General features: G+C 54.7%; 21 protein-coding genes. 8 read left to right on the top strand and 13 right to left on the bottom strand.

All coding sequences use genetic code 11. From position 1 onward, the window contains the following. Nucleotide 1: 1 nt before the first annotated feature. From O5O45_RS05330 to msrB, 4 genes are all read right to left on the bottom strand, one after another. Nucleotides 2-478, bottom strand: coding sequence for a MarR family winged helix-turn-helix transcriptional regulator (locus O5O45_RS05330; RefSeq protein WP_305904216.1), 477 nt, complete (start codon nucleotides 476-478; stop codon nucleotides 2-4). Beyond that, nucleotides 475-954 carry a glutathione peroxidase gene (locus tag O5O45_RS05325; protein WP_305904215.1) on the bottom strand — a complete coding sequence of 160 codons (480 nt, stop codon included), beginning with the start codon at nucleotides 952-954 and terminating at the stop codon, nucleotides 475-477. The genes O5O45_RS05330 and O5O45_RS05325 overlap by 4 nt, the downstream gene beginning before the upstream one ends. A gap of 156 nt (nucleotides 955-1,110) precedes the next feature. Then, nucleotides 1,111-1,776 carry a DNA-3-methyladenine glycosylase I gene (locus tag O5O45_RS05320; protein WP_305904214.1) on the bottom strand — a complete coding sequence of 222 codons (666 nt, stop codon included), beginning with the start codon at nucleotides 1,774-1,776 and terminating at the stop codon, nucleotides 1,111-1,113. Nucleotides 1,777-1,805: 29 nt separating this feature from the next. Continuing rightward, nucleotides 1,806-2,225 carry a peptide-methionine (R)-S-oxide reductase MsrB gene (gene msrB, locus O5O45_RS05315; protein WP_305904213.1) on the bottom strand — a complete coding sequence of 140 codons (420 nt, stop codon included), beginning with the start codon at nucleotides 2,223-2,225 and terminating at the stop codon, nucleotides 1,806-1,808. A 223-nt stretch (nucleotides 2,226-2,448) separates the two neighbouring features. Here msrB and O5O45_RS05310 point away from each other — a divergent pair, with 223 nt between their 5' ends. Both O5O45_RS05310 and O5O45_RS05305 read left to right on the top strand, forming a co-directional pair. Further along, the gene (locus O5O45_RS05310; protein ID WP_305904212.1) at nucleotides 2,449-3,663 is read left to right on the top strand and encodes a pyridoxal phosphate-dependent aminotransferase; all 1,215 of its coding nucleotides are present in this window, start codon (nucleotides 2,449-2,451) and stop codon (nucleotides 3,661-3,663) included. Between the two features lie 70 nt (nucleotides 3,664-3,733). Further along, nucleotides 3,734-4,201, top strand: a complete 468-nt coding sequence (locus O5O45_RS05305) for a hypothetical protein (RefSeq protein WP_305904211.1) — start codon at nucleotides 3,734-3,736, stop codon at nucleotides 4,199-4,201. A gap of 92 nt (nucleotides 4,202-4,293) precedes the next feature. Here the strand turns inward: O5O45_RS05305 and bla are convergent, their stop codons facing one another. After that, nucleotides 4,294-5,193: a class A beta-lactamase gene (bla, locus tag O5O45_RS05300; RefSeq protein ID WP_305904210.1), complete on the bottom strand. Its 900-nt coding sequence runs from the start codon at nucleotides 5,191-5,193 to the stop codon at nucleotides 4,294-4,296. A gap of 214 nt (nucleotides 5,194-5,407) precedes the next feature. Between bla and gcvA the strand changes: the two genes are divergently transcribed. Next, on the top strand, nucleotides 5,408-6,304 hold the full coding sequence (gene gcvA, locus O5O45_RS05295; RefSeq protein WP_305904209.1) for a LysR family transcriptional regulator: 897 nt from the start codon (nucleotides 5,408-5,410) through the stop codon (nucleotides 6,302-6,304). Nucleotides 6,305-6,307: 3 nt separating this feature from the next. On the opposite strand, the gene O5O45_RS05290 is transcribed toward gcvA, so the two are convergent. Further along, a complete protein-coding gene (locus O5O45_RS05290) occupies nucleotides 6,308-7,159 on the bottom strand; it encodes a Dimeric alpha-beta barrel (RefSeq protein WP_305904208.1) in 852 nt (283 codons plus the stop codon). A 247-nt stretch (nucleotides 7,160-7,406) separates the two neighbouring features. Here O5O45_RS05290 and htpX point away from each other — a divergent pair, with 247 nt between their 5' ends. Then, nucleotides 7,407-8,288 carry a protease HtpX gene (gene htpX, locus O5O45_RS05285; RefSeq protein WP_305904207.1) on the top strand — a complete coding sequence of 294 codons (882 nt, stop codon included), beginning with the start codon at nucleotides 7,407-7,409 and terminating at the stop codon, nucleotides 8,286-8,288. Nucleotides 8,289-8,444: 156 nt separating this feature from the next. Here htpX and O5O45_RS05280 read toward each other — a convergent pair whose 3' ends face one another. Next, the gene (locus O5O45_RS05280; protein WP_305904206.1) at nucleotides 8,445-9,140 is read right to left on the bottom strand and encodes a flagellar brake protein; all 696 of its coding nucleotides are present in this window, start codon (nucleotides 9,138-9,140) and stop codon (nucleotides 8,445-8,447) included. Nucleotides 9,141-9,562: 422 nt separating this feature from the next. Here O5O45_RS05280 and O5O45_RS05275 point away from each other — a divergent pair, with 422 nt between their 5' ends. Continuing rightward, the gene (locus O5O45_RS05275; RefSeq protein WP_305904205.1) at nucleotides 9,563-9,763 is read left to right on the top strand and encodes a PA1571 family protein; all 201 of its coding nucleotides are present in this window, start codon (nucleotides 9,563-9,565) and stop codon (nucleotides 9,761-9,763) included. A 1-nt stretch (nucleotide 9,764) separates the two neighbouring features. Here the strand turns inward: O5O45_RS05275 and pdxB are convergent, their stop codons facing one another. The 3 genes from pdxB to O5O45_RS05260 form a co-directional block, all read right to left on the bottom strand. Further along, the gene (pdxB, locus tag O5O45_RS05270; RefSeq protein WP_305904204.1) at nucleotides 9,765-10,910 is read right to left on the bottom strand and encodes a 4-phosphoerythronate dehydrogenase PdxB; all 1,146 of its coding nucleotides are present in this window, start codon (nucleotides 10,908-10,910) and stop codon (nucleotides 9,765-9,767) included. A 30-nt stretch (nucleotides 10,911-10,940) separates the two neighbouring features. After that, nucleotides 10,941-12,122, bottom strand: a complete 1,182-nt coding sequence (locus O5O45_RS05265) for a DEAD/DEAH box helicase (protein ID WP_305904203.1) — start codon at nucleotides 12,120-12,122, stop codon at nucleotides 10,941-10,943. 233 nt (nucleotides 12,123-12,355) lie between these two features. Beyond that, nucleotides 12,356-12,874, bottom strand: a complete 519-nt coding sequence (locus O5O45_RS05260; RefSeq protein ID WP_305904202.1) for an elongation factor P hydroxylase — start codon at nucleotides 12,872-12,874, stop codon at nucleotides 12,356-12,358. A 434-nt stretch (nucleotides 12,875-13,308) separates the two neighbouring features. Between O5O45_RS05260 and dsbD the strand changes: the two genes are divergently transcribed. Together dsbD and O5O45_RS05250 are read left to right on the top strand one after the other, a co-directional pair. Beyond that, nucleotides 13,309-15,219, top strand: coding sequence for a protein-disulfide reductase DsbD (dsbD, locus tag O5O45_RS05255; protein WP_305904201.1), 1,911 nt, complete (start codon nucleotides 13,309-13,311; stop codon nucleotides 15,217-15,219). Between the two features lie 44 nt (nucleotides 15,220-15,263). Then, on the top strand, nucleotides 15,264-16,151 hold the full coding sequence (locus O5O45_RS05250; protein ID WP_305904200.1) for a DMT family transporter: 888 nt from the start codon (nucleotides 15,264-15,266) through the stop codon (nucleotides 16,149-16,151). Nucleotides 16,152-16,155: 4 nt separating this feature from the next. On the opposite strand, the gene tusA is transcribed toward O5O45_RS05250, so the two are convergent. Then, on the bottom strand, nucleotides 16,156-16,419 hold the full coding sequence (gene tusA, locus O5O45_RS05245) for a sulfurtransferase TusA (RefSeq protein ID WP_305904199.1): 264 nt from the start codon (nucleotides 16,417-16,419) through the stop codon (nucleotides 16,156-16,158). A gap of 119 nt (nucleotides 16,420-16,538) precedes the next feature. Between tusA and O5O45_RS05240 the strand changes: the two genes are divergently transcribed. Beyond that, nucleotides 16,539-16,823 carry an antibiotic biosynthesis monooxygenase family protein gene (locus tag O5O45_RS05240; RefSeq protein WP_305904198.1) on the top strand — a complete coding sequence of 95 codons (285 nt, stop codon included), beginning with the start codon at nucleotides 16,539-16,541 and terminating at the stop codon, nucleotides 16,821-16,823. Between the two features lie 83 nt (nucleotides 16,824-16,906). Here O5O45_RS05240 and rlmM read toward each other — a convergent pair whose 3' ends face one another. After that, on the bottom strand, nucleotides 16,907-18,058 hold the full coding sequence (gene rlmM, locus O5O45_RS05235) for a 23S rRNA (cytidine(2498)-2'-O)-methyltransferase RlmM (protein ID WP_305904197.1): 1,152 nt from the start codon (nucleotides 18,056-18,058) through the stop codon (nucleotides 16,907-16,909). 90 nt (nucleotides 18,059-18,148) lie between these two features. Next, the gene (locus tag O5O45_RS05230; RefSeq protein WP_305904196.1) at nucleotides 18,149-18,775 is read right to left on the bottom strand and encodes an alpha/beta family hydrolase; all 627 of its coding nucleotides are present in this window, start codon (nucleotides 18,773-18,775) and stop codon (nucleotides 18,149-18,151) included. Nucleotides 18,776-18,978: the final 203 nt, after the last annotated feature.

Raw genomic sequence — 18,978 nt, 5'->3', positions numbered from 1 at the left:
CTTAACTCAGCTGTTGAATACGATCCAGAAAGCCGCGCAAATCGCCTTTCAAGCGCTCAAGCTCTTCAATCGCCACATTGGCTTTGCATAAGAGTTGCATCGGCACTTTCGCCGCCTGCGCCTTTAGCTCCCTTCCCACGTCAGTCAGACCCAGCAAAACGCTCCGCTCATCCTCCGCTGAGCGCTGACGGGTAATCAGCCCCTGCTGCTGCAGTCGCTTCAGTAGCGGCGTCACCGTACCGGTATCTAGCAGCAAACGTTCACAGATATGCTTGATGCTCATCGCCTCGCCAGACTTATCACCCTCCCACAGCACGAGCATGGCCAGATACTGTGGATAGGTCAGCCCCAGCTCACTCAGCAAAGGGCGGTAGAGAGACGTCATGCTGCGGGAGCAGGAATACAGCAGAAAACAAATCTGGTTATCCAACGCCAGCAACTGATCTTCCCGACCTTCCTGACAAGCGGGTAGCGTCACGCCAACAGTTCCTTGATCGGCTTTTCCAGCTTCTCCGGAGTAGCGGTAGGCGGAAAACGTTCCAGGACTTTACCGTTCTTGTCCACCAGGAATTTGGTGAAGTTCCACTTGATCGCTTCGGTGCCCAAAAGGCCTTTGGATTGGCTCTTCAGAAACTTATAAAGCGGATGTGCGCTATCGCCGTTGACATCAATCTTGGCGAACATGGGAAAGCTGACGCCATAGTTAAGCTGGCAAAATTCCGCAATCTCGGCGTTCTCGCCCGGATCCTGCTGCATAAACTGGTTACAGGGAAACCCCAACACTTCCAGCCCCTGATCTTTATATTTCTCATACAAGGACTCCAGGCCGGAAAACTGTGGCGTGAAGCCACACTTGCTGGCGGTGTTGACGATCAACAGAACCTTGCCCTTGAACTCGGACATGTCCCGCTTGGCGCCTTTAATATCCTCTACCTGATAATCGTAAACGCTCATAGGCTCCTCCTTTGTATTTCGAAAAATAATATTGCGCGCAATATATATTTTCAATCTCTCCTGAGATCTTTTGCGTCCAGGGTCACAAAACCTCGCCGCTGAACGCACTTCAAGCGGCGATCGTTATGCACCCAGTTCCTATCATTTATTCAACGCCTAACCTACGCTGTAGGCAAGGATCTGGCTTAACTGACAGAGCTGCAATGAGTAGGTGTGCGCCAACTCATTGAAAAACGCCTGTGTGTGCTGCAATTGCTTCTGGGACGTCGGGATTTTTTCCACCACGCCCATGGCTTTCAGCGCGGCGACCACATCATCCGTCAACAAAAAGGTGTCCTTGCCGACCATGCGCAAAAAGCGAGCTCCCGATTGCCCGCCCATTTGCTTGCCCTGCTTGGCGAGATAGCGCCACAGCCCGACAATATCCGTTTCCGGCCATTGCGCCAGAAAACGACCGAAACCACCATGAGCGCGGGAGACTTCTCTCACCATTGCGGCGTTATAAGGAATAGAACACATCTTGCCCCAATGCCGTATGAGCCGGGTGTCTTTCATACGCTCATCCAGATCGGACTCCGACAACAGCTCCGCTTTTTCCGGCTCAAAACCGAAAAAAGCTTCTTCAAAGGCTGGCCAGCGAGAGTCGACAAAACTGTGCTTCAGCCCGGCGCGAAATATCCGCCGACTGATATTGGAAAGATAGTAAGCGTCGGACTGCTGCGTCAGTTCATCAGCATCCGCCGCCACCGATAACGCAGCGCGCATAGCCTCGTCGGAGCCGAAGCGGTCCCGCACCGCCGCCAGCCGATCTGCAAATTTCACGATAATTCTCCTGAGACGCGGAGCGCCGGTTATTCGTCTTCCTGTTTGGCGTCGCCGTCAGCAGAATGAAAGCGTAGCGAGGCGGAGTTCACGCAGTAGCGCTGCCCGGTGGGCTGCGGGCCATCGTCAAAAACATGCCCCAGATGCGCATCGCATTTGCTACACATAATTTCCGTGCGCACCATCATATGGCTCATATCCATCTCTTCGGTGATTTTTTCTTTATCCATCGGCGCCCAAAAACTGGGCCAGCCACAGCCGGAATCGTATTTATTCTCCGAGGTGAACAACGGTTCGCCGCAACAGACACAGACATATACGCCCTCATCTTTAGTATCGTAATACTCGCCAGTGAAAGGACGCTCGGTGCCCTTCTCACGGGTCACCCGGTATTGCTCATCCGATAATTGCTGACGCCATTCCTGGTCGCTTTTCTTTACTTTATCCATAAGGCCTCCGACTCAAATACTCTCTGCTCGCTTGAACGATATTCCATTTACTTTGACGCAGGCGTCGCGAAATTGTTCCGCCCCTGCGCCAACACAAGACTGCAGCATGCGACTTTCCGCATCCCGCTTGTAATTATGGGGACATCAATTGAATAATACGCAGCCCCCTTTTATGTTCTATATATATGTTTCTTATAGGCCAGTTCCCGGCAGCGGTTTAAGTATGCATGAAATCAAGAAATCAAATAAGTTGCTCCACGTCTGTTATGAAATTCGCGGACAAGTGCTCCAGGAAGCAAAACGCCTGGAAGAAGAAGGCCATCGAATCCTGAAACTCAATATCGGCAACCCCGCCCCATTCGGGTTTGACGTTCCGGAAGAGATCCAGCAAGACGTTATTTACAACCTCAGCCATGCGCAAGGTTATGCGGATTCTAAAGGTCTGTTCGCCGCGCGCAAGGCGGTGCAGCATTACACCCAGCAATGCGGCATCGCTAACGTGGATATCGAGGATATTTACCTGGGCAATGGCGTCAGCGAGCTGATCGTCATGGCGATGCAGGCGTTGTTGAACACCAATGACGAAGTGCTGATTCCAGCGCCGGATTACCCCCTATGGACCGCCGCCGTTACTTTGTCCAGCGGCCGCGCCGTCCATTACCGCTGTGATGAGCAATCGGACTGGTTCCCAGACATTGCGGATATCGAAAGCAAGATTACCGAACGCACCAAGGCGATCGTTATTATTAACCCCAACAATCCCACTGGCGCCGTCTATTCACGGGAATTGTTGCAACAAATCGTGGAGCTGGCGCGTCGCCATCGCCTGATCGTTCTTGCTGACGAGATTTACGACAAGATTCTCTATGATGAAGCGGAGCACACTTGCATCGCCTCGTTGGCGGACGATCTGTTATTCCTGACCTTCAACGGCCTGTCCAAGAACTATCGGGCGGCGGGTTATCGCGCCGGCTGGCTGATCGTCAGCGGCGCTAAACTGCGCGCTGGAGATTATATTGAAGGCCTGACCATGCTCAGCTCCATGCGTTTGTGCTCCAACGTGCCGGCGCAATTAGGCATTCAGACCGCATTGGGCGGCTACCAGAGCATCAACGATCTGGTAGCCCCAGGCGGACGCCTGCGGGAACAGCGCGACACCGCCTACAACCTGATTTCGCAGATCCCTGGGGTCAGTTGCGTCAAGCCGCGCGGAGCCATGTACCTCTTTCCCAAAATTGATCCCAAGGTATTGACCATCCACAATGATGAAAAAATGGTGCTGGACCTGCTGCGTCAGGAACGCATTCTGATCGTTCAGGGTTCCGCCTTTAATCAGCCGGACACTCAGCATTTCCGCCTGGTGTTCCTGCCAAGGGTGGATGAACTGGAGGGCGCGGTCAGCCGCATCAGCCACTTCCTGCAAGGCTACGAACAGTAATTCGTCGCCTTTGCGGCGGATGCGCCCGGTATGCGTCCGCCTTTATAGCGAACTAACCGAGAATTGAATCGTGCCAGAAATACATATAGAAGAGTTCTACAAGGACGCAGCCAAGGTCCTGATTCAGCTCTATAACTCTTTCCCTCGCAAAAGCGCTGTCTTTGTGGAGGATATTTCCGGCGCGGACACGCCGGATGAGTTCGGACTGCACAGCGTGCGACATCAGGCTTGTTTCGCCGCCATGATCTGGCTGTCGGAAGAAGGGTTGATTCGTTTCGTAGACACCATCCGACAGGAAGCGATTGATCAGGCGGTGCTGACCCAGCCGGCTTTTTTGAAACTCAACAGTCTGGCCGTCAATCAGGCAGTCTCGCCTACCTTGCAGCGCTTTATCAGCGCCCTGGAAGAGAGCGGCGACGCGACGCCCAACATCGCCATGAGCAACATCCAACTCATCAAGAAGGCGCTGCATAAAGCGACCTCCACGCAACTGGCGGAGCTCATGCAATGCATCCTGTTCGCGCCGGCGCAACACTGATGGAACTTACGCCCCACCTCCGTTGAGCCAAGCACATCAAGGGTAAACCTGGTTTACCCTTGTTCTGGATGTTCGCCTTAACGATTCCGACTTCAGGGCTGAAACGCCGCACCCACTGCTCGGCCGATATCGGCAATCGCCTTGTTGCGATCATCAAAAGCCGCTTCAGTCTCTGTGATATACACCGTCACAATCAGAGGCTCACGCCCCTGCGGCCAGATCACCGCCACATCATTGGTGGAGCCATAGGCGCCGCCGCCAGTACGATCTCCGATGCGCCAGTCTTGCGGCAGGCCTGCGCGCAACTTGGCGTCGCCAGTTTCGTTCGCGAGAAACCAGGCCGTCAGTTGCTGACGGGACGCCGATGACAACGGAGAGTTCAAAAAAAGCTTTTGCAACGTAGACGCCATCGCCGCGGGAGAGGTTGTATCGCGCGGGTCGCCCGGCGTCGCCTCATTCAGCTCGGTTTCCCAGCGATCCAGACGAGTGGTTTCATCCCCCAGACCACGCAGGTACTCGGTCAGTTTGGGCGGACCGCCGACGGCTTTCAGCACCAGATTGGCCGCCGTATTATCGCTTTTAGTCATAGCCGCCTGACACAGTTCTCCCAGCGTCATTCCCTCCCCGCCGATACGGTCTTTGGTAACGGGCGAATAGGTGACGATGTCTCGGGCTTGAATCTGTACGCGACGCGCCAGATTCTCCTCACCGGCGTCCACTTTCGCCAACAACGCCGCGCAGGCCAGCACTTTAAACGTACTGCACAGCGGGAAACGCTCTTGTCCGCGCTGCTCCCAAGTCCGGCCTGTCTGCGTGTCCAGCACCATCACTCCCATTCGCGCTTCCAGCCGGTCTTCCAGCTTCGCAAACACCTTTTCCAGCTGAACGGATTTATCCGCCGCCACGCTGACGCCGGAAAACATCAGCAGACCGCCTACGCACGCCGATCCCAGTAACACCGTCAAACGACGACGCGACACCCAAAAACTCATAAGTATCTCCCAGATAACTTGCCATGTTGATTGAAGTAACTAAGCGTTGGTTTTATCACCGTCGAAAAAGGATTTGGATCGAAGAGCACAAATTTTATTTATACCAAACCAGCGACGAACCCCTTAACGCTTAGAGTTGGATAGCTTATGATTCAGGAGAATTGATAACAAACGACCAATTTTTGCATTAGCCATAAATTAAATTTGGGTATCCATGGCCAGACCTCACCTCCCTCTGAACGCCATCAGAGCTTTTGAAGCGGCGGCTCGACACCTGAGCTTCACCCAGGCCGCCATCGAACTCTGCGTCACCCAAGCCGCCGTCAGCCATCAGGTCAAGGTGCTGGAGGAACGCCTCAACGTGAAGTTGTTTAAGCGCTTGCCCCGCGGGCTCATGATCACGCCGGAAGGCGAAGCGCTGCTACCGACCGTCAATCAGGCGTTTGACCGCATGTCCGAGGCGTTGTCCCGACTCGAAGGAGGACAAGTTCGAGAGGTGCTGACATTGGGGGCGGTGGGAACATTCGCGGTGGGATGGTTATTGCCGCGTCTGGCCGATTTTCAACAGCAGCACCCCTTTGTGGAAGTACGCCTGTCGACTAACAACAATCGCGTGGATATCGCTGCGGAAGGCCTGGACTACGCTATCCGATTCGGGGACGGCGCCTGGCATGGCGTCGACGCCGCACCACTTTTCGAAGCCCCGCTAACGCCTTTATGCATCCCCGCCCTCGCGGAAACGCTGCGCACGCCGGAAGATTTGAGCGGGCACACATTATTGCGCTCCTATCGCGCCAACGAATGGAGCAACTGGTTCGCCGCCGCCGGCATGGCGCAACCGGCCAATTTGATAAAGGGTATCGTTTTCGACTCCTCCATCGCCATGATGGAAGCGGCTTTGCAAGGTGTGGGCGTGGCTTTGGCGCCACCACTGATGTTCGCCCGCCATCTCGCCTCCGGGACCATTCAACAGCCGTTTTCCTGCTTCATTTCCGAAGGCGGATACTGGCTGACGCGACTGAAGTCCCGGTCGCCCACCCCAGCGATGGAGGCGTTTCGAGATTGGATGACGCAGCGGGTGGAAGCGGAGAATCCGCCCCGTGTGAAATAAGGATCAGCCTGAGCCAACCGGACTGGCCATGAATATCGCTACTCGCGCCAGTCCCGCGTCACGATGCTTCTGACTCTCGCCAAACGCATCGCCTTCTATCGTAGCCAGTAGATTCCTTCTCTGCGGATAACGCACAAAAATAAACTTATCCCAGTTATCCTGCAGCATGCAATCCGGCTCTCCCGCCAACAAACAGATCGGTGTTCCGCCGTATACGGGAAACGCGCCTCGTCGCATGAGCTCAAATCCAGCCAATTTAGCGTAACGATCATAGGCGTCTTTACCGCTAACGGAAGGCTCAGAAACGGATTCTCCCTGATACTCCGCTACCGTTTTGTATTTATTCAGGTTGTAGACGAACAAAGGGGTGTCCAAGCACTGACTTCGTGCGACCGCCATCTGGGCTGGGTCAGGCCATATCGCCGTATTTTCCGCTTTCCAGTCGGCTGCCGGCGTCCCTTTATCACAAACACCCTTAAACACCTGAATCAGCCTGGAGATCCACCTCACCATCCGAAACACCCAAGGCGACTCGGGCGCTACCGCCAGCACCGCCCACGAATCAAAGCATTCCCGTATGCGCTCGCAGTGCGTCGTCATAAAATTCACAGCGGCCTTGGGTGAAGGAAACTCATCAATCAGGATTTCATCCAGCCACATCCCTTCCCTGGCGACCGGGTCCGCCTGCACACGAAACAACCGTACGCCACCACACTGATTCGCACTCTCTCGCAGCCAACTCAGATAATCCTCGCTGCGCTTTATTTTCAAATGAAACACCAAAGCGACCCTTTTCCCCGCCGCCCGCTTCTCCAACTCCTTGCCTGCATCATCCAGAAAAATCGAAACCGTCACGCTCCTTCCACTCCCTATTCAAACTGTTCTGGTCAAACCTCAATCCACTTTTTCAGCGCTACTAGCAAAGGCGAAACCCCGATGAAAATCGCCACGCTTTAACACTTGGGCACGCTTAGAATTCAGCCTTTTAAAAAGCGTATTCCGCGCCCCGATCGGTTAATAATCTTTAATCCCTCATTTATTGATTTTCCTCCATCCGAAACATATTTTCCCAGTAGGCTTATCCCTTTAGTTTGAGGCGACTATGTTCAGGATTCTACTGTTTCTGGCAACCAACATTGCTGTATTGCTTGTGGCGAGCGTGACGTTGCGGCTTTTGGGGGTTGAACCCTATCTGCAGGGCAGCGGGCTGAATCTCACCTCACTTCTTATCTTCTGCGCCGTATTCGGCATGAGCGGGGCGATGATCTCGCTCTTCCTGTCCAAGTGGATGGCGAAGATGTCCACCCGCACCCAGATAATCGGGCAGCCCCGGGACGCGACAGAACGCTGGTTGCTGGACACCGTAAAAGAGCTTTCCAGTGAAGCAGGAATAAATATGCCGGAAGTCGGCATCTTTCCCGCACATCAGTCAAACGCCTTCGCGACAGGCTGGAACAAGAACGACGCTCTGGTGGCGGTGAGTGAAGGACTGCTGCGCCGCTTCAGCAAAGATGAGGTTCGCGCAGTACTGGCTCATGAGATCGGCCATGTCGCCAACGGCGATATGGTGACTCTGGCGCTGATACAGGGCGTTATTAACACCTTTGTGATGTTCTTCGCCCGCATTATCGGCAACATTGTGGACAAGGCCGTCTTCAAAAATGAAAACGGTCACGGCATCGGCTTCTTCATCACCACCATTTTCGCCGAGATTGTGCTGGGCATTCTCGCGTCCATTATCGTCATGTGGTTTTCCCGTCAGCGAGAGTTCCGCGCCGACGCCATGGGGGCCAAACTGGCGGGCTCCGGCGCCATGATTGCGGCGCTGCAACGACTGAAAGCTGAGACGCAAATGCCGAACGAAATGCCCGATACGCTGACCGCTTTCGGCATTACCGAGGGAGTCAAACAGGGACTTAAGGCGCTGTTCTCCAGCCACCCTCCCCTGGATGAGCGCATTGCGGCTCTCGCCGCCAATCGCTAAACGCGAACAAGAAGCCCGGTTTCAATGCCGGGCTTTTTCGTTTCAGCTAATGGAAGTCTGCAATAGAATTTCAGGAAGGCAATGCCGTTTATTGACGCTTACCAGATGAACGAAAGCGTCACCCAGATTGACGCTTAGCCCGTTATCGTCGCTCGATTACTTGGACAATTGCAGCTCGTGCACAAAGCCGCTAATGACGATCTTCGCCGCATCAGACAACCCGGTAAACTGCACCCCGTAAAGGTACCTGAAAGGCGCATCGTCCTGTTCCATAATGGTGCGGTTGCGAATGATGCCGTTGACGTTAAACGTCTTGGTGATATCCGCCACAGTCAGCGCAAAGCGCAGAATCACTTCTTCGCCAGCATCGCCCAGCTTGACGATGGATTTTACCCCCGCCCCGGTCTTGCTGATATCAATAATCACCGCCTCTTTCGGCCAGTCGCCCAAGCCGCTGTCGAAGTCGCTGTTGACCTGGGTGGGAATCTCCACCTTCAGTCGTTCAGCGTTGCGCACTTGTAGCGCCAGAAGCTCTTTGGGATATTCCAGATGAACATGGGCGAAGGGCTGCAGCGCCATGTGCTTAACCTGGCTGGTGAAAGCGCACACTTTATTCTTCGCCACAGAACGCACGGTGAACGGCCGATCTTTTTTCAAAATCAATTGCTTGCCGTCCACAACCGGTGTGGTGACCATTACGCTTTGCCCTGGCGCATATCCGATCAGGCGCACATGATAGCGCGCACTCTGATCCATGCTCTCCAGATGCAAAGGATCGCCAACTTGCAGTCCCAGCTTTTCGAATGGTATTTCCACATCCTTGGGAGAATACACCGCAGCTTTATCACCCACTCAGCCATTTCTCCAAGACTAGTATCCAGCGACGTTTACATTGTAACGCCTTTGTTCATGCCGGATGGATTAATCGCCTCTTTCCGTGACGATAGTTTCAACAGTTCAGTATCGACCGCCTGCCGCTGCTTATGAGCCCGAATGGTCATTTTTTTGCAATGATTCACAAATAAACGCCGATTCGGGTTGGTTTGCCTTTCAATATATTATCGTCCACTTTTCGAGCTTTTTCGCATTTTCTGTTGATAATGCCTTGGGAGCGCCTTCTGGAGGGCGATGGCTCAAGCTGACGTCATGGGCTAGCTTTAGAGATAAAGGCGTCTGCGATAAACAGATAAAACCTGTAAACAGACGCCCCTCTCGTGTCACAGGATCGTCATGAGACGAGTTTAGGCTGGTGCAAACTCTGGAGGTCCGGGCAAATGCAAGCGAACAACTGGCGTAAATCGGCAAGCGAAACCGGCGACGACGAAGCGATGAACGGCGCCGCCATCATTATGGAAAACGGCGAAGAAATTCCCATCACTGAAGCTATGATCCAAAAGGCGCTGAAAGCGATGGAGGATAATTGGAATCCCTGGAGCCGCCAGCACACGAGTATGCGCCAGCGGCAGAAAGGCTGAGCTATTTCGAACTGAGATTAAACCCGACTGCGCTCAGGGTGGCCAGAAGATCCGCTTTGCCGCCCTTGAGTTCAATCTTGATGCGATCAAATCCTCTACGCACACGATATTCTCTGCGCAAACGATCAAACTCCTGAGCCCGCACAGGCGCATCCAAACGCAAGGTGCGCTTTAACTGACTATCGTCGTGACGCACGTCGTAACTCGCTCTGATCGCAGTATGCAACGCCCAGTCCGGGTCTACCCCGGATGAAAACGCCATTCTGCGCAGCGGCGGCTCGGGCAAGAACTGTCCCAGCTTATGTCTCACCGGCAGGCCCAGATAGCGACTCAGATGTTGATAAATAATCTCCGTTCCCGCCGTACGGCCATCCAGCGTGTAGCCCGCAATATGCGGCGTGGCGAAGTGGCAAAGCATCGCCAGCTCCACATCAATGGCGGGCTCGTTATTCCAGACGTCGAGCGCGACGGTCAGACCGTCTCCCTTCTGCAACCGGCGCTTGAGCGCCGACTCGTCGACCACTTCCCCGCGACAGGTGTTGATCAGTATCTGGTCCGAACGCAGATTCTCTATCATCGACGCGTTCAATAATTCTCGCGTCGGATAGGAACCAGAGTCCGTCAATGGCGTATGCAGGGTGATGATGTCGCACTGCAACACCTCATCCAGAGAAAACAGGTTCTGCTCTCCGGCGGCCTCTCTGGGCGGATCATTGGATTTCACCTCAAGCCCCAACAAGGTCAGCGCGCGCTCAAGTCGCCCGCCTATTTCACCGCGACCAATAATGCCTACGGTCTTGTCTTCCAGCTCGAAGCCCAACTGCTCGCTCAATACGGACAGACAGCTCACCACATACTCGACCACTGCGCTGGCGTTACACCCCGGCGCATTACTGAACCCCACTCCCCGTGAAGTGAGGTAGTCCATGTCGACATGGTTGCAACCAATGGTGGCGGAACCGACAAACTTCACACCAGTATTTTCCAGCAGACGTTCGTCCACCCTGGTCACAGAACGCACCAACAGCACATCCGCGTCACGCAGGTGCTCGTTGCTGATCTCACGTCCCGGCAGTGTATGAATTTCTCCCATTGATCCGAAAAACGGCTGCAGTAGCGGAATATTCTCATCTGCAACTATTTTCATCTTCCCTTTCCTCTTGGTCGGTATGCTCGGCTACTGCAATAAGTCATCATCCGGGTGAATCAGAGCCAGCTCATGACCCAGGTATTTCTCCAGTTCCGGAATCAGGAAGGAATCGTCCTCACAGGCAAAGCTGATGGAGACGCCCGTCGCGCCCGCACGCCCGGTGCGCCCGATACGGTGAACATAATCTTCCGGGTCGTCGGGAAGATTATAGTTGACCACGTGAGTCACTCCATCGATATGCAGCCCACGGCCGGCGACATCGGTGGCGACCAACACGCGGAAGTCGCCTTTACGGAAACGCTCCAGTGTCTTCAAGCGTTTTTGCTGGGGCAACTCACCGGATATAAGCTCATTTTTGATGGAGTGGCGATTCAAGGCTTCCGACAAACTTCGTGTTTCGTCACGGCGATTACAAAATACGATCACGCGCCGGGTTTCACTGTCTTTCAACAGATTCACCAACAGCTTACGCTTGGCGCTGCTTTCCACCATGTAGACGCGCTGATCCACTGTTTTAGCGGGAAGATGGTCCACCGCCAGCATGACCTCCACCGGATCTTCGGTCCAGCGCCGCGCCAGATTCTTGATGTCTTCACTGAAGGTCGCGCTGAACAGCAAGGTCTGCCGCTCTCTCGGCGTAGCTCGGACAATACGCTTGACATCAGGAATAAAGCCCATGTCCAACATGCGATCCGCCTCGTCCAGCACCAGCACTTCCACCTGATCCAGGTAAATATCAGCGCTGGTGAGATGGTCCAGCAAACGTCCCGGCGTGGCGATCAACAAGTCCACCGCTTCGTCGCGCAGCTTTCTGCGCTGGCGATCCAGCTGCGTGCCGCCGATGACGGAGATGATATTCAGCTTCAGGTGCTTGGCGAGCTCACAGGCGTCTTTCTCAATCTGTAACGCCAGCTCCCGGGTCGGCGCCACCACCAGGGCTCTTGGCTCGCTGGAGAAGCGCTCTTCGGTTGGAATTGGGTTGGAAACCAGACGCTGCAGAATGGTGATCAGGAACGCGGCGGTTTTGCCGGTGCCTGTCTGCGCCTGGCCGATCAGATCCACGCCCTGCAACGTGTGCGGCAGCGTCTGCCCCTGAATCGGAGTGCAGCGCTCAAACTTCAGATCGCGAATAGCCTGCTCAAGTTTTGGATGTAAATTCAGAGAAGAAAAGAGGACGGCGTTATCCGTCGTTTGATCACTAACTGTCATGATTTTTGAAGATATTCCCGGCAAACCGACGTAGTCCAAACCACATACTTTATGCGATGGGCGGCTGGACCTGCAATGTTTGCAATAAGTTGTTTAAAACAAGCCCTCAACGCCTCACTCGCCAACCGCCTGCTCTTCACAGGAAGTCCAATGAGTTGGAGGTTGAAGAGCTTATCCGCGGACGCTCCGTCGCGCACCGCTTATTTGGGTTATTCCGGGATCTCCGCAAACATTCATAGCTTATCCAGTGCAAACAGAGACAGTCCGAAATTTTCCCGCCCTATGTACGTGTCCAAAAAACAGTCCAGAAGTTGCTGGGCGCGCGGCGGCAACCCTTCTTGCAGATAGCGTCGCGCCTGTTCATGAACGGCGACCTTGAAGGCCCCTTCCCCGGCGGCGCCTTGACCGTCGAGATTATCGAAACTGATAAAAAACTTTACGCCACAGGCTTCCGCCAGAATCCACTCCAACGCCTGCGGCTTCACTTCAACCCGCTCAAACTCCGCCTGACGCTGGGCGCTACGGCCATCGGGCTCGTACCAGTACCCGTAGTCGATGAGTTGGCGACGTGCTTCACCAGCGATGCACCAGTGAGAAATCTCATGCAAAGCGCTGTTCACAAAGCCATGAGCAAAATGGATTTCGTTGCATCCGCCCGTTGCGGAAGCAGGCAAGTAAATAGGCTCGCCTTCTCCGCGCACCAGCACTGTATTCAATGTTTCCCGGAACAAACCGTCGAATAATAGCTGCAAGTCTTGCGCCCTAGCGGCCGGCATGGAGAAGTCTAATCTGGAATAACTCGACAACGCGTAAAAAACCCCGATGCGTGACAGCTCCGTGTCGCTACAATCAAGCCGGGCGGCATGCCCGTCTTATGGATGCCCCATCGCCTGTGCGAAGCACTTAGAGTATAGGTGTTGCGATACATTCAGGCGGACCTTAAAAATAGTTTAACTTAACCGCAGAAAGTCGCGCAGACAGGGGCCTTGGATTATGATGGCCGATTATCGATTTTATGGATAAGGTAATCAATTGTAATTTCAACGAGAAGTTCAAGTTTTTTGAACCTTTTAGCCAGTAAATTGTCATATTGAACCAGTCCATGCCCGCGCAACCGAAGGGACGCCCGGGAAACAGGAGCGCTGGATAGCGCCACTTTAATTTTTAAGCACCTGTAGCGAGAAACATGCCCCTACTACTCAGAGCCCTATTCATACTGACGCTGTTTTGCTGCGCCACAGTCAGAGCGGAAAGCAATCTGTTCGGCGACAACAGCGGCTTTCTGGCCGAACCGGAATTCCTGCCCGTAGAGGAGGCCTACCGGTTCACGTCATCGGTGGAAGGGGACGAGCTAGTCCTGCATTGGGCGATTGCTGACGGCTATTACCTGTACAAAGACCGCATGTCCGTGACGACAGACGCGGAGGGCGTAGCGCAAGGGCGCTGGACTTATTCCTCCCCTGGCGAGGAAAAAGAAGATCCTTATTTTGGCCTGGTCTACGTCTATCACGATGAGCTCACAATCCGCGTGCCGGTAGCGGCGGAGGACGGCGCCGAAGTCGAGTTCAAAGTACGCTATCAGGGCTGTGCGGAAGCCGGTTTGTGTTATCCGCCGCAAACGGAAACAGCGCTTTTTATCGGAACGGAGTCGGATGGCGCCACGCCAGCCGCAACCACAAGCAAGACTCCCTCATCCACACCGCCCTCAGCCAACCAAGGCGGTTCCTCAGCCGCTTCCAGCATCCCAGCAAGCAAGGCCGCTGACGTTGACTTCACGTCATCCACTTCGATTACGGACTACCTCATCGCCCAAGGCCTGCTGTTCAGTTTTTTCATCCTGATGGCGGTGGGGATAGGTTTAGCATTCACGCCTTGCGTGTTCCCCATGATACCCATCCTGTCCAGCATCATCGTCGGACAAAAAGAAGTCACTCTGCTGCGCTCCTTTATCTTGTCCTTTAGCTACATCATGGGTATGGCCGCCGTGTATACCGCGCTGGGCGCTGTCGCAGGCCATTTCGGCGAACTGGGTCAGGACGCCAACATTCAGGCGCAGGTGCAAAAACCCTGGATCTTGATCCTGTTCAGCGGATTGTTTGTGTTCCTGGCTTTATCCATGTTTGGATTCTACGAGCTGCAGATGCCCTCGTTTTTGCGCGACAGGCTCAGCGGCCTGAACAGCAAGCAAAAGGGTGGTGAAATCTTCAGCGTTTTCATCATGGGCCTGTTGTCCGCGCTGGTGGTGTCGCCCTGCGTTTCCGCGCCGCTCATCGCCGCGCTGGGATACGCGGCTTATCTAGGCTCCGCATTCAAAGGGGGCATGGCGCTGTTCGGCCTCAGCCTGGGCATTGGCTTACCATTGCTGATACTCGGCACTGGCGGCACCAAACTATTGCCCCGCGCCGGCGCCTGGATGGAGCATGTGAAACATGTCTTCGGCGTCGCCCTGCTGGGCGTGGCCATCTGGATGCTGGAGCGTATCCTGCCGCCGGAGGCGACCCTGACACTGTGGGCGGTATTGATCGGCGTCTCTGCGGTTTACATGGGCGCCTTCACCAATGTCGAATCTGGTTGGAGCGGCTGGCAGAAGCTTAGTAAGGGCTTGGGGCTGGTGTTCTTCGTCTACGCCGTCACCCTGATGCTGGGCGCCGCGGCGGGCGCCAACGACCCGCTGCAACCTCTGGCGCCCTATGCGATCAAATCCGCGATGGCGGCCCCTGGTGGATCAGCCGCACAGCCGCTATCTTTTGTCAAAGTCACCTCACCAGAGCAGCTCGATCAAGAGGTCGCCAAAGCCTCCGCCAGCGGCAAGCCCGTCATGGTGGATTTTTACGCCGATTGGTGCATCAGCTGCAAGATCATGGAACGGGAGACCTTCGTTCTACCAGAGGTGCGAGCGGGACTCAGCCGCTTTCACCTTATCAAGGCGGACGTCACTGAAAACGACCAAGGCAATCAGGCGCTGCTCAAACGCTACGGCATATTTGGACCTCCCGCATTCGTCTTCTTCGACGCCAATGGCGCAGAACTGGCGTCCAAACGCTTCCTGGGCGAAATCTCCAAAAACGCGCTTCTTAATCACGTTAAAGATATATAAACTGCCCGGCGTCGCAATCATCCATCATTAAGGGTTGTCAGCGCATGCCGCAAGATCGTTTCCTGCGGGGAGTGGCGTTCATCATTCTCGGCGAATGCTTTTTCGTGCTTACCGGCATGGTGGTGAAACATATCAGCCTGGAAGCCCACGTCTGGCAGATGGTGTTTTTCCGCAATCTCTTCGGTCTGGCTTTTCTTACTCCGCTTCTACTTCGCTCAGGGCGTAGCGCCTTCAAAACCCAGCGATTGCCGCTCCATTTTCTCCGCGCCGCCCTGGGCGTCGCCGCCTTTTCCTGTCTGATCTACACCTTCGCGTCCATTCGTTTGGCGGAAGCCACCATGCTGAAGCTGATGCTGCCGCTATTTATTCCAGTCATCGCCTGGGTCTGGCTACGCGAGCGTCCAACGCCAATTTTGGCGTTTTCTCTGGGCTTGGGATTTCTAGGCGTCATTATTATCCTGCAACCGGACAGCCTTGCCGCCGCAGGACGCCTCGCCATCCTCGCGGGATTGTGCGGCTCCCTGTTCGCCGCCGGCGCCAAAGTAGTGATTGGCCGCCTGGGCTCTACCGAGCCCAGCGTCCGCATCGTTTTCTATTTCAACCTGTTCAGCACGCTACTGTCATGCATCCCCATGCTCTGGTACTGGCAGGCGCTGGAGCCGGCCACCCTGGTCTGGCTGTTTCTATTCGCCATATTGGCGACCGTCGGCCAACTATCAACCACCCACGCCTATACACTGGCTTCGCCAGGCAAAATCGGCCTGTACAGCTACGCGTCGCTGCCAATTGCCGGCCTATTGGGATGGCTAATCTGGAGTGAAGAGATATACCTGGAGCTCTGGATCGGAAGCGGCCTGATTGTCCTGGCTGGCGCACTGACCTTCTTCTATAGCCGCCCCAGAAAACCGGTAATTGCGACCGCCAAAGGCTGACGCTTCAGCTGCCGACTTTGCGTATGTGATAAAAAAACTGCTTGTCCCGCTCGCCTGAAGCCAGCAATTCATGGCCCAGAAACTGACAGAATTTAGGGATATCTCTCTGGGTGGATGGATCCGTGGCCAATACTTCGATAACGCATCCCACGTCCACGTCATTGATACGGTTGTGCAGCATCATGACTGGCTCTGGACAAAACAGACCGCACACATCCATGACGCTGTCGATTGAGTATTCCACGTTTTCGCTCTTGCTGTCGTTCATTGCAACCTCTCCATTACGTGGCGGCGATTATACACCGTCAATGCCGCATCGGCCTCAATTGCTTGGGATTGCTTGTTATACTCATAACAACAAACATTGCTAAACCGGAGGACAGCTTCATGATCCGCGTGCTGATTGAGCGCCATATCGCCAAGACCCTGGAAACCAATTACGAATACACCGCGAAAAAAATCCTGCAGGCGGCGGTGCAGGCGCCCGGATTTCTATCTGGTGAATCGCTGCGCAACGCCAACGAACCCAATTACCGGGTGATTTGGTCCACTTGGCGTTCAGTGCAGGATTGGCAATCCTGGCAGACCTCGGATGAGCGTAAGAGGCTGATGGCGGAGCTGATTCCGATGATGGACCGGGAAGAAAAAGTCACCATCCTGGAACACTCCTAAAGAAAAGCCGGCTGAGCAGCAAACAGAGACTCGGGGGCCTGAGCCCCCGAGCGTCGCTGATTGCAATCCTCGCAAGCAGCGCGTTAATGCTTCTGAAACGCAGTCAAAAAGTGTCCGGTGAGCGCCAACACGGTGACTTCTTCGCGATCATGATATAACTGCTTCACGCGCACTTCCGACTCAATATCAGCACCGACAAGGCGTTCCTGCAACCGTTGCAAACAGGCCTCCACTTCATCCATCCGCGTTTTCATCGGCAACTTGAGATTGAACAACGCATAGGTGGTCCAGTCGTAACACAACCAATCCGCCATTCGCTCCAGCGTCCGTTTCGGCTTATCCACGATATCGCATACGACCCAATCGACTTTTTTCTGTGGCTTATAGACATATCCGTCGTCGCTGACGTAAGTCACCGCCGGATCTTCCAGAAGTTCCTGCTGCAAAGCGCCATGATCGACCGCCGTCATCTTCACGCCCTGAGTCACCATATACCAGGTCCAACCGCCTGGCGCCGCGCCCAGATCCACGCCCCGCTGACCGCGCTTCAGTACGAACTCACGTTCCGCAGGGGTCAACATGGTGAGAAACGCCTCTTCTATTTTCAGAGCGGAACGACTCGGAGCCTCATTGCGAAACCGCAGACGGGGAATACCGAGCGGTAAGGCGCTGCTGTTGGGATACATCGCCAAAGCGGCGATAATGTGCTGACCGGACAAACATACCAAGTGCAGTTGAGGCAGTTCATCCGTCTTGGTTTTGCTCAGCACGCCCGCGTTGCGCAACGCCGCGCTCATCGGCGCCGTCAGCTTCCTGGCTAATTTCTGCAAAGAGCCGGCTTCATCTTCCAACGGCGTTTCAATATGCAGGAACCCGAAGGCGCCGCCGGCGCGCAGCGCTTCGACCACTGGCGAAACACGGTCAGTGGGGTCTTCAATTTCGAGGTCATGCAACGCGCAAAACACTTGCCGCGCAAAAATGCAGCGACTTACCTCTATCTCTTTATACACATCCAGCGCATTGCCTTGGGAGCAGCGCCAAAACACAACCCCTGCCCCCTTTTCTATTTTCGAGTAACCGTAAACAAACTGCAGCGAGGCGATATTCTGCAGCTCCTGGGCGCATTCTGCTTCGAATCCAGGTCGGCAGTAGGCGAGAAGTCCGATAGCGGAGTATTTGCCGGAACTTAAAGGAGAGCGTTTACGGGAAGAGCTGGCAGGGTATTTTTGCGACATCCGGGCATTTCCAATCATCAATTCATCGACGCGCCAATGCGCGGCTGGGTAAAGGCCGCTATTGTCGTCGATCCTATCGCCCCGGGCAAATCAGCGAAGCATAAAGGCCAACGCCGCCTGCGCCGCCGTTCGCCAGTTTTGCTCTTTGGTCAGGCCTGAAGCCTTGCGCGGAGCCAGATCATGATTGCCATCGGGCAGCCAGACTACAGCGCTTTGCTCGTTCAAATACTTCTCCATATTCTCAGAGCGATCGCCAAATGGATCCCGCTCGCCCTGCAGCACCAACCCGGGAAGTGAAATATCCGCCAAGTGCTCAGTCCTGAGCTTTTCCGGTTTGCCAGGGGGATGAAAGGGATAACCAAACGCCAGCCAACCTTGCACCCTGGAATCGCCTTCCGGTAAATCCGCCGCCAGCATACTGGCCATGCGCCCCCCCATGGACTTGCCCGCCAAAAAAATCTCCCTGTCAGGAGGGCAGTTCTCCAGCGCCCCTGCGAAGCAGCTCAGCAACTTCTCCTGACGGTCCGGCGGGCGCTTCTTTCCGTTATCGCGGCGCTCCTGCATGTAGGGAAACTCAAAGCGCACGACCTTAACGCCACCGGTGCTGATCTCCCGTGTAATAAAGGACATGAAATCAGAGTCCATCGGCGCGCCGGCGCCATGAGCGAATAAAAGAACTTTCCCGGCCTGTTCCGGACCGTCGACCATGAAGCGCATGCGCCCTCCCTCAACCAAAAACCAATAAAGACTGCGATCTGAACAAATATTCATCTTTGCGCGAAGGCCGCTATTATCACGATCTCGCCTCCTTTATTAAAGGAAGGAGTCATCCCATATAAAATTGACCAGAAATAAGCCAAAAATCATCTATTATTTCTAGTAGTTATTTAGGCATTGGGTGAGAGGGATTTCCTGTCCTT

It is taken from the genome of Hahella sp. HNIBRBA332 (assembly GCF_030719035.1).
Classification (GTDB): domain Bacteria; phylum Pseudomonadota; class Gammaproteobacteria; order Pseudomonadales; family Oleiphilaceae; genus Hahella.
This window is presented reverse-complemented; position numbering and strand designations above follow the sequence as displayed.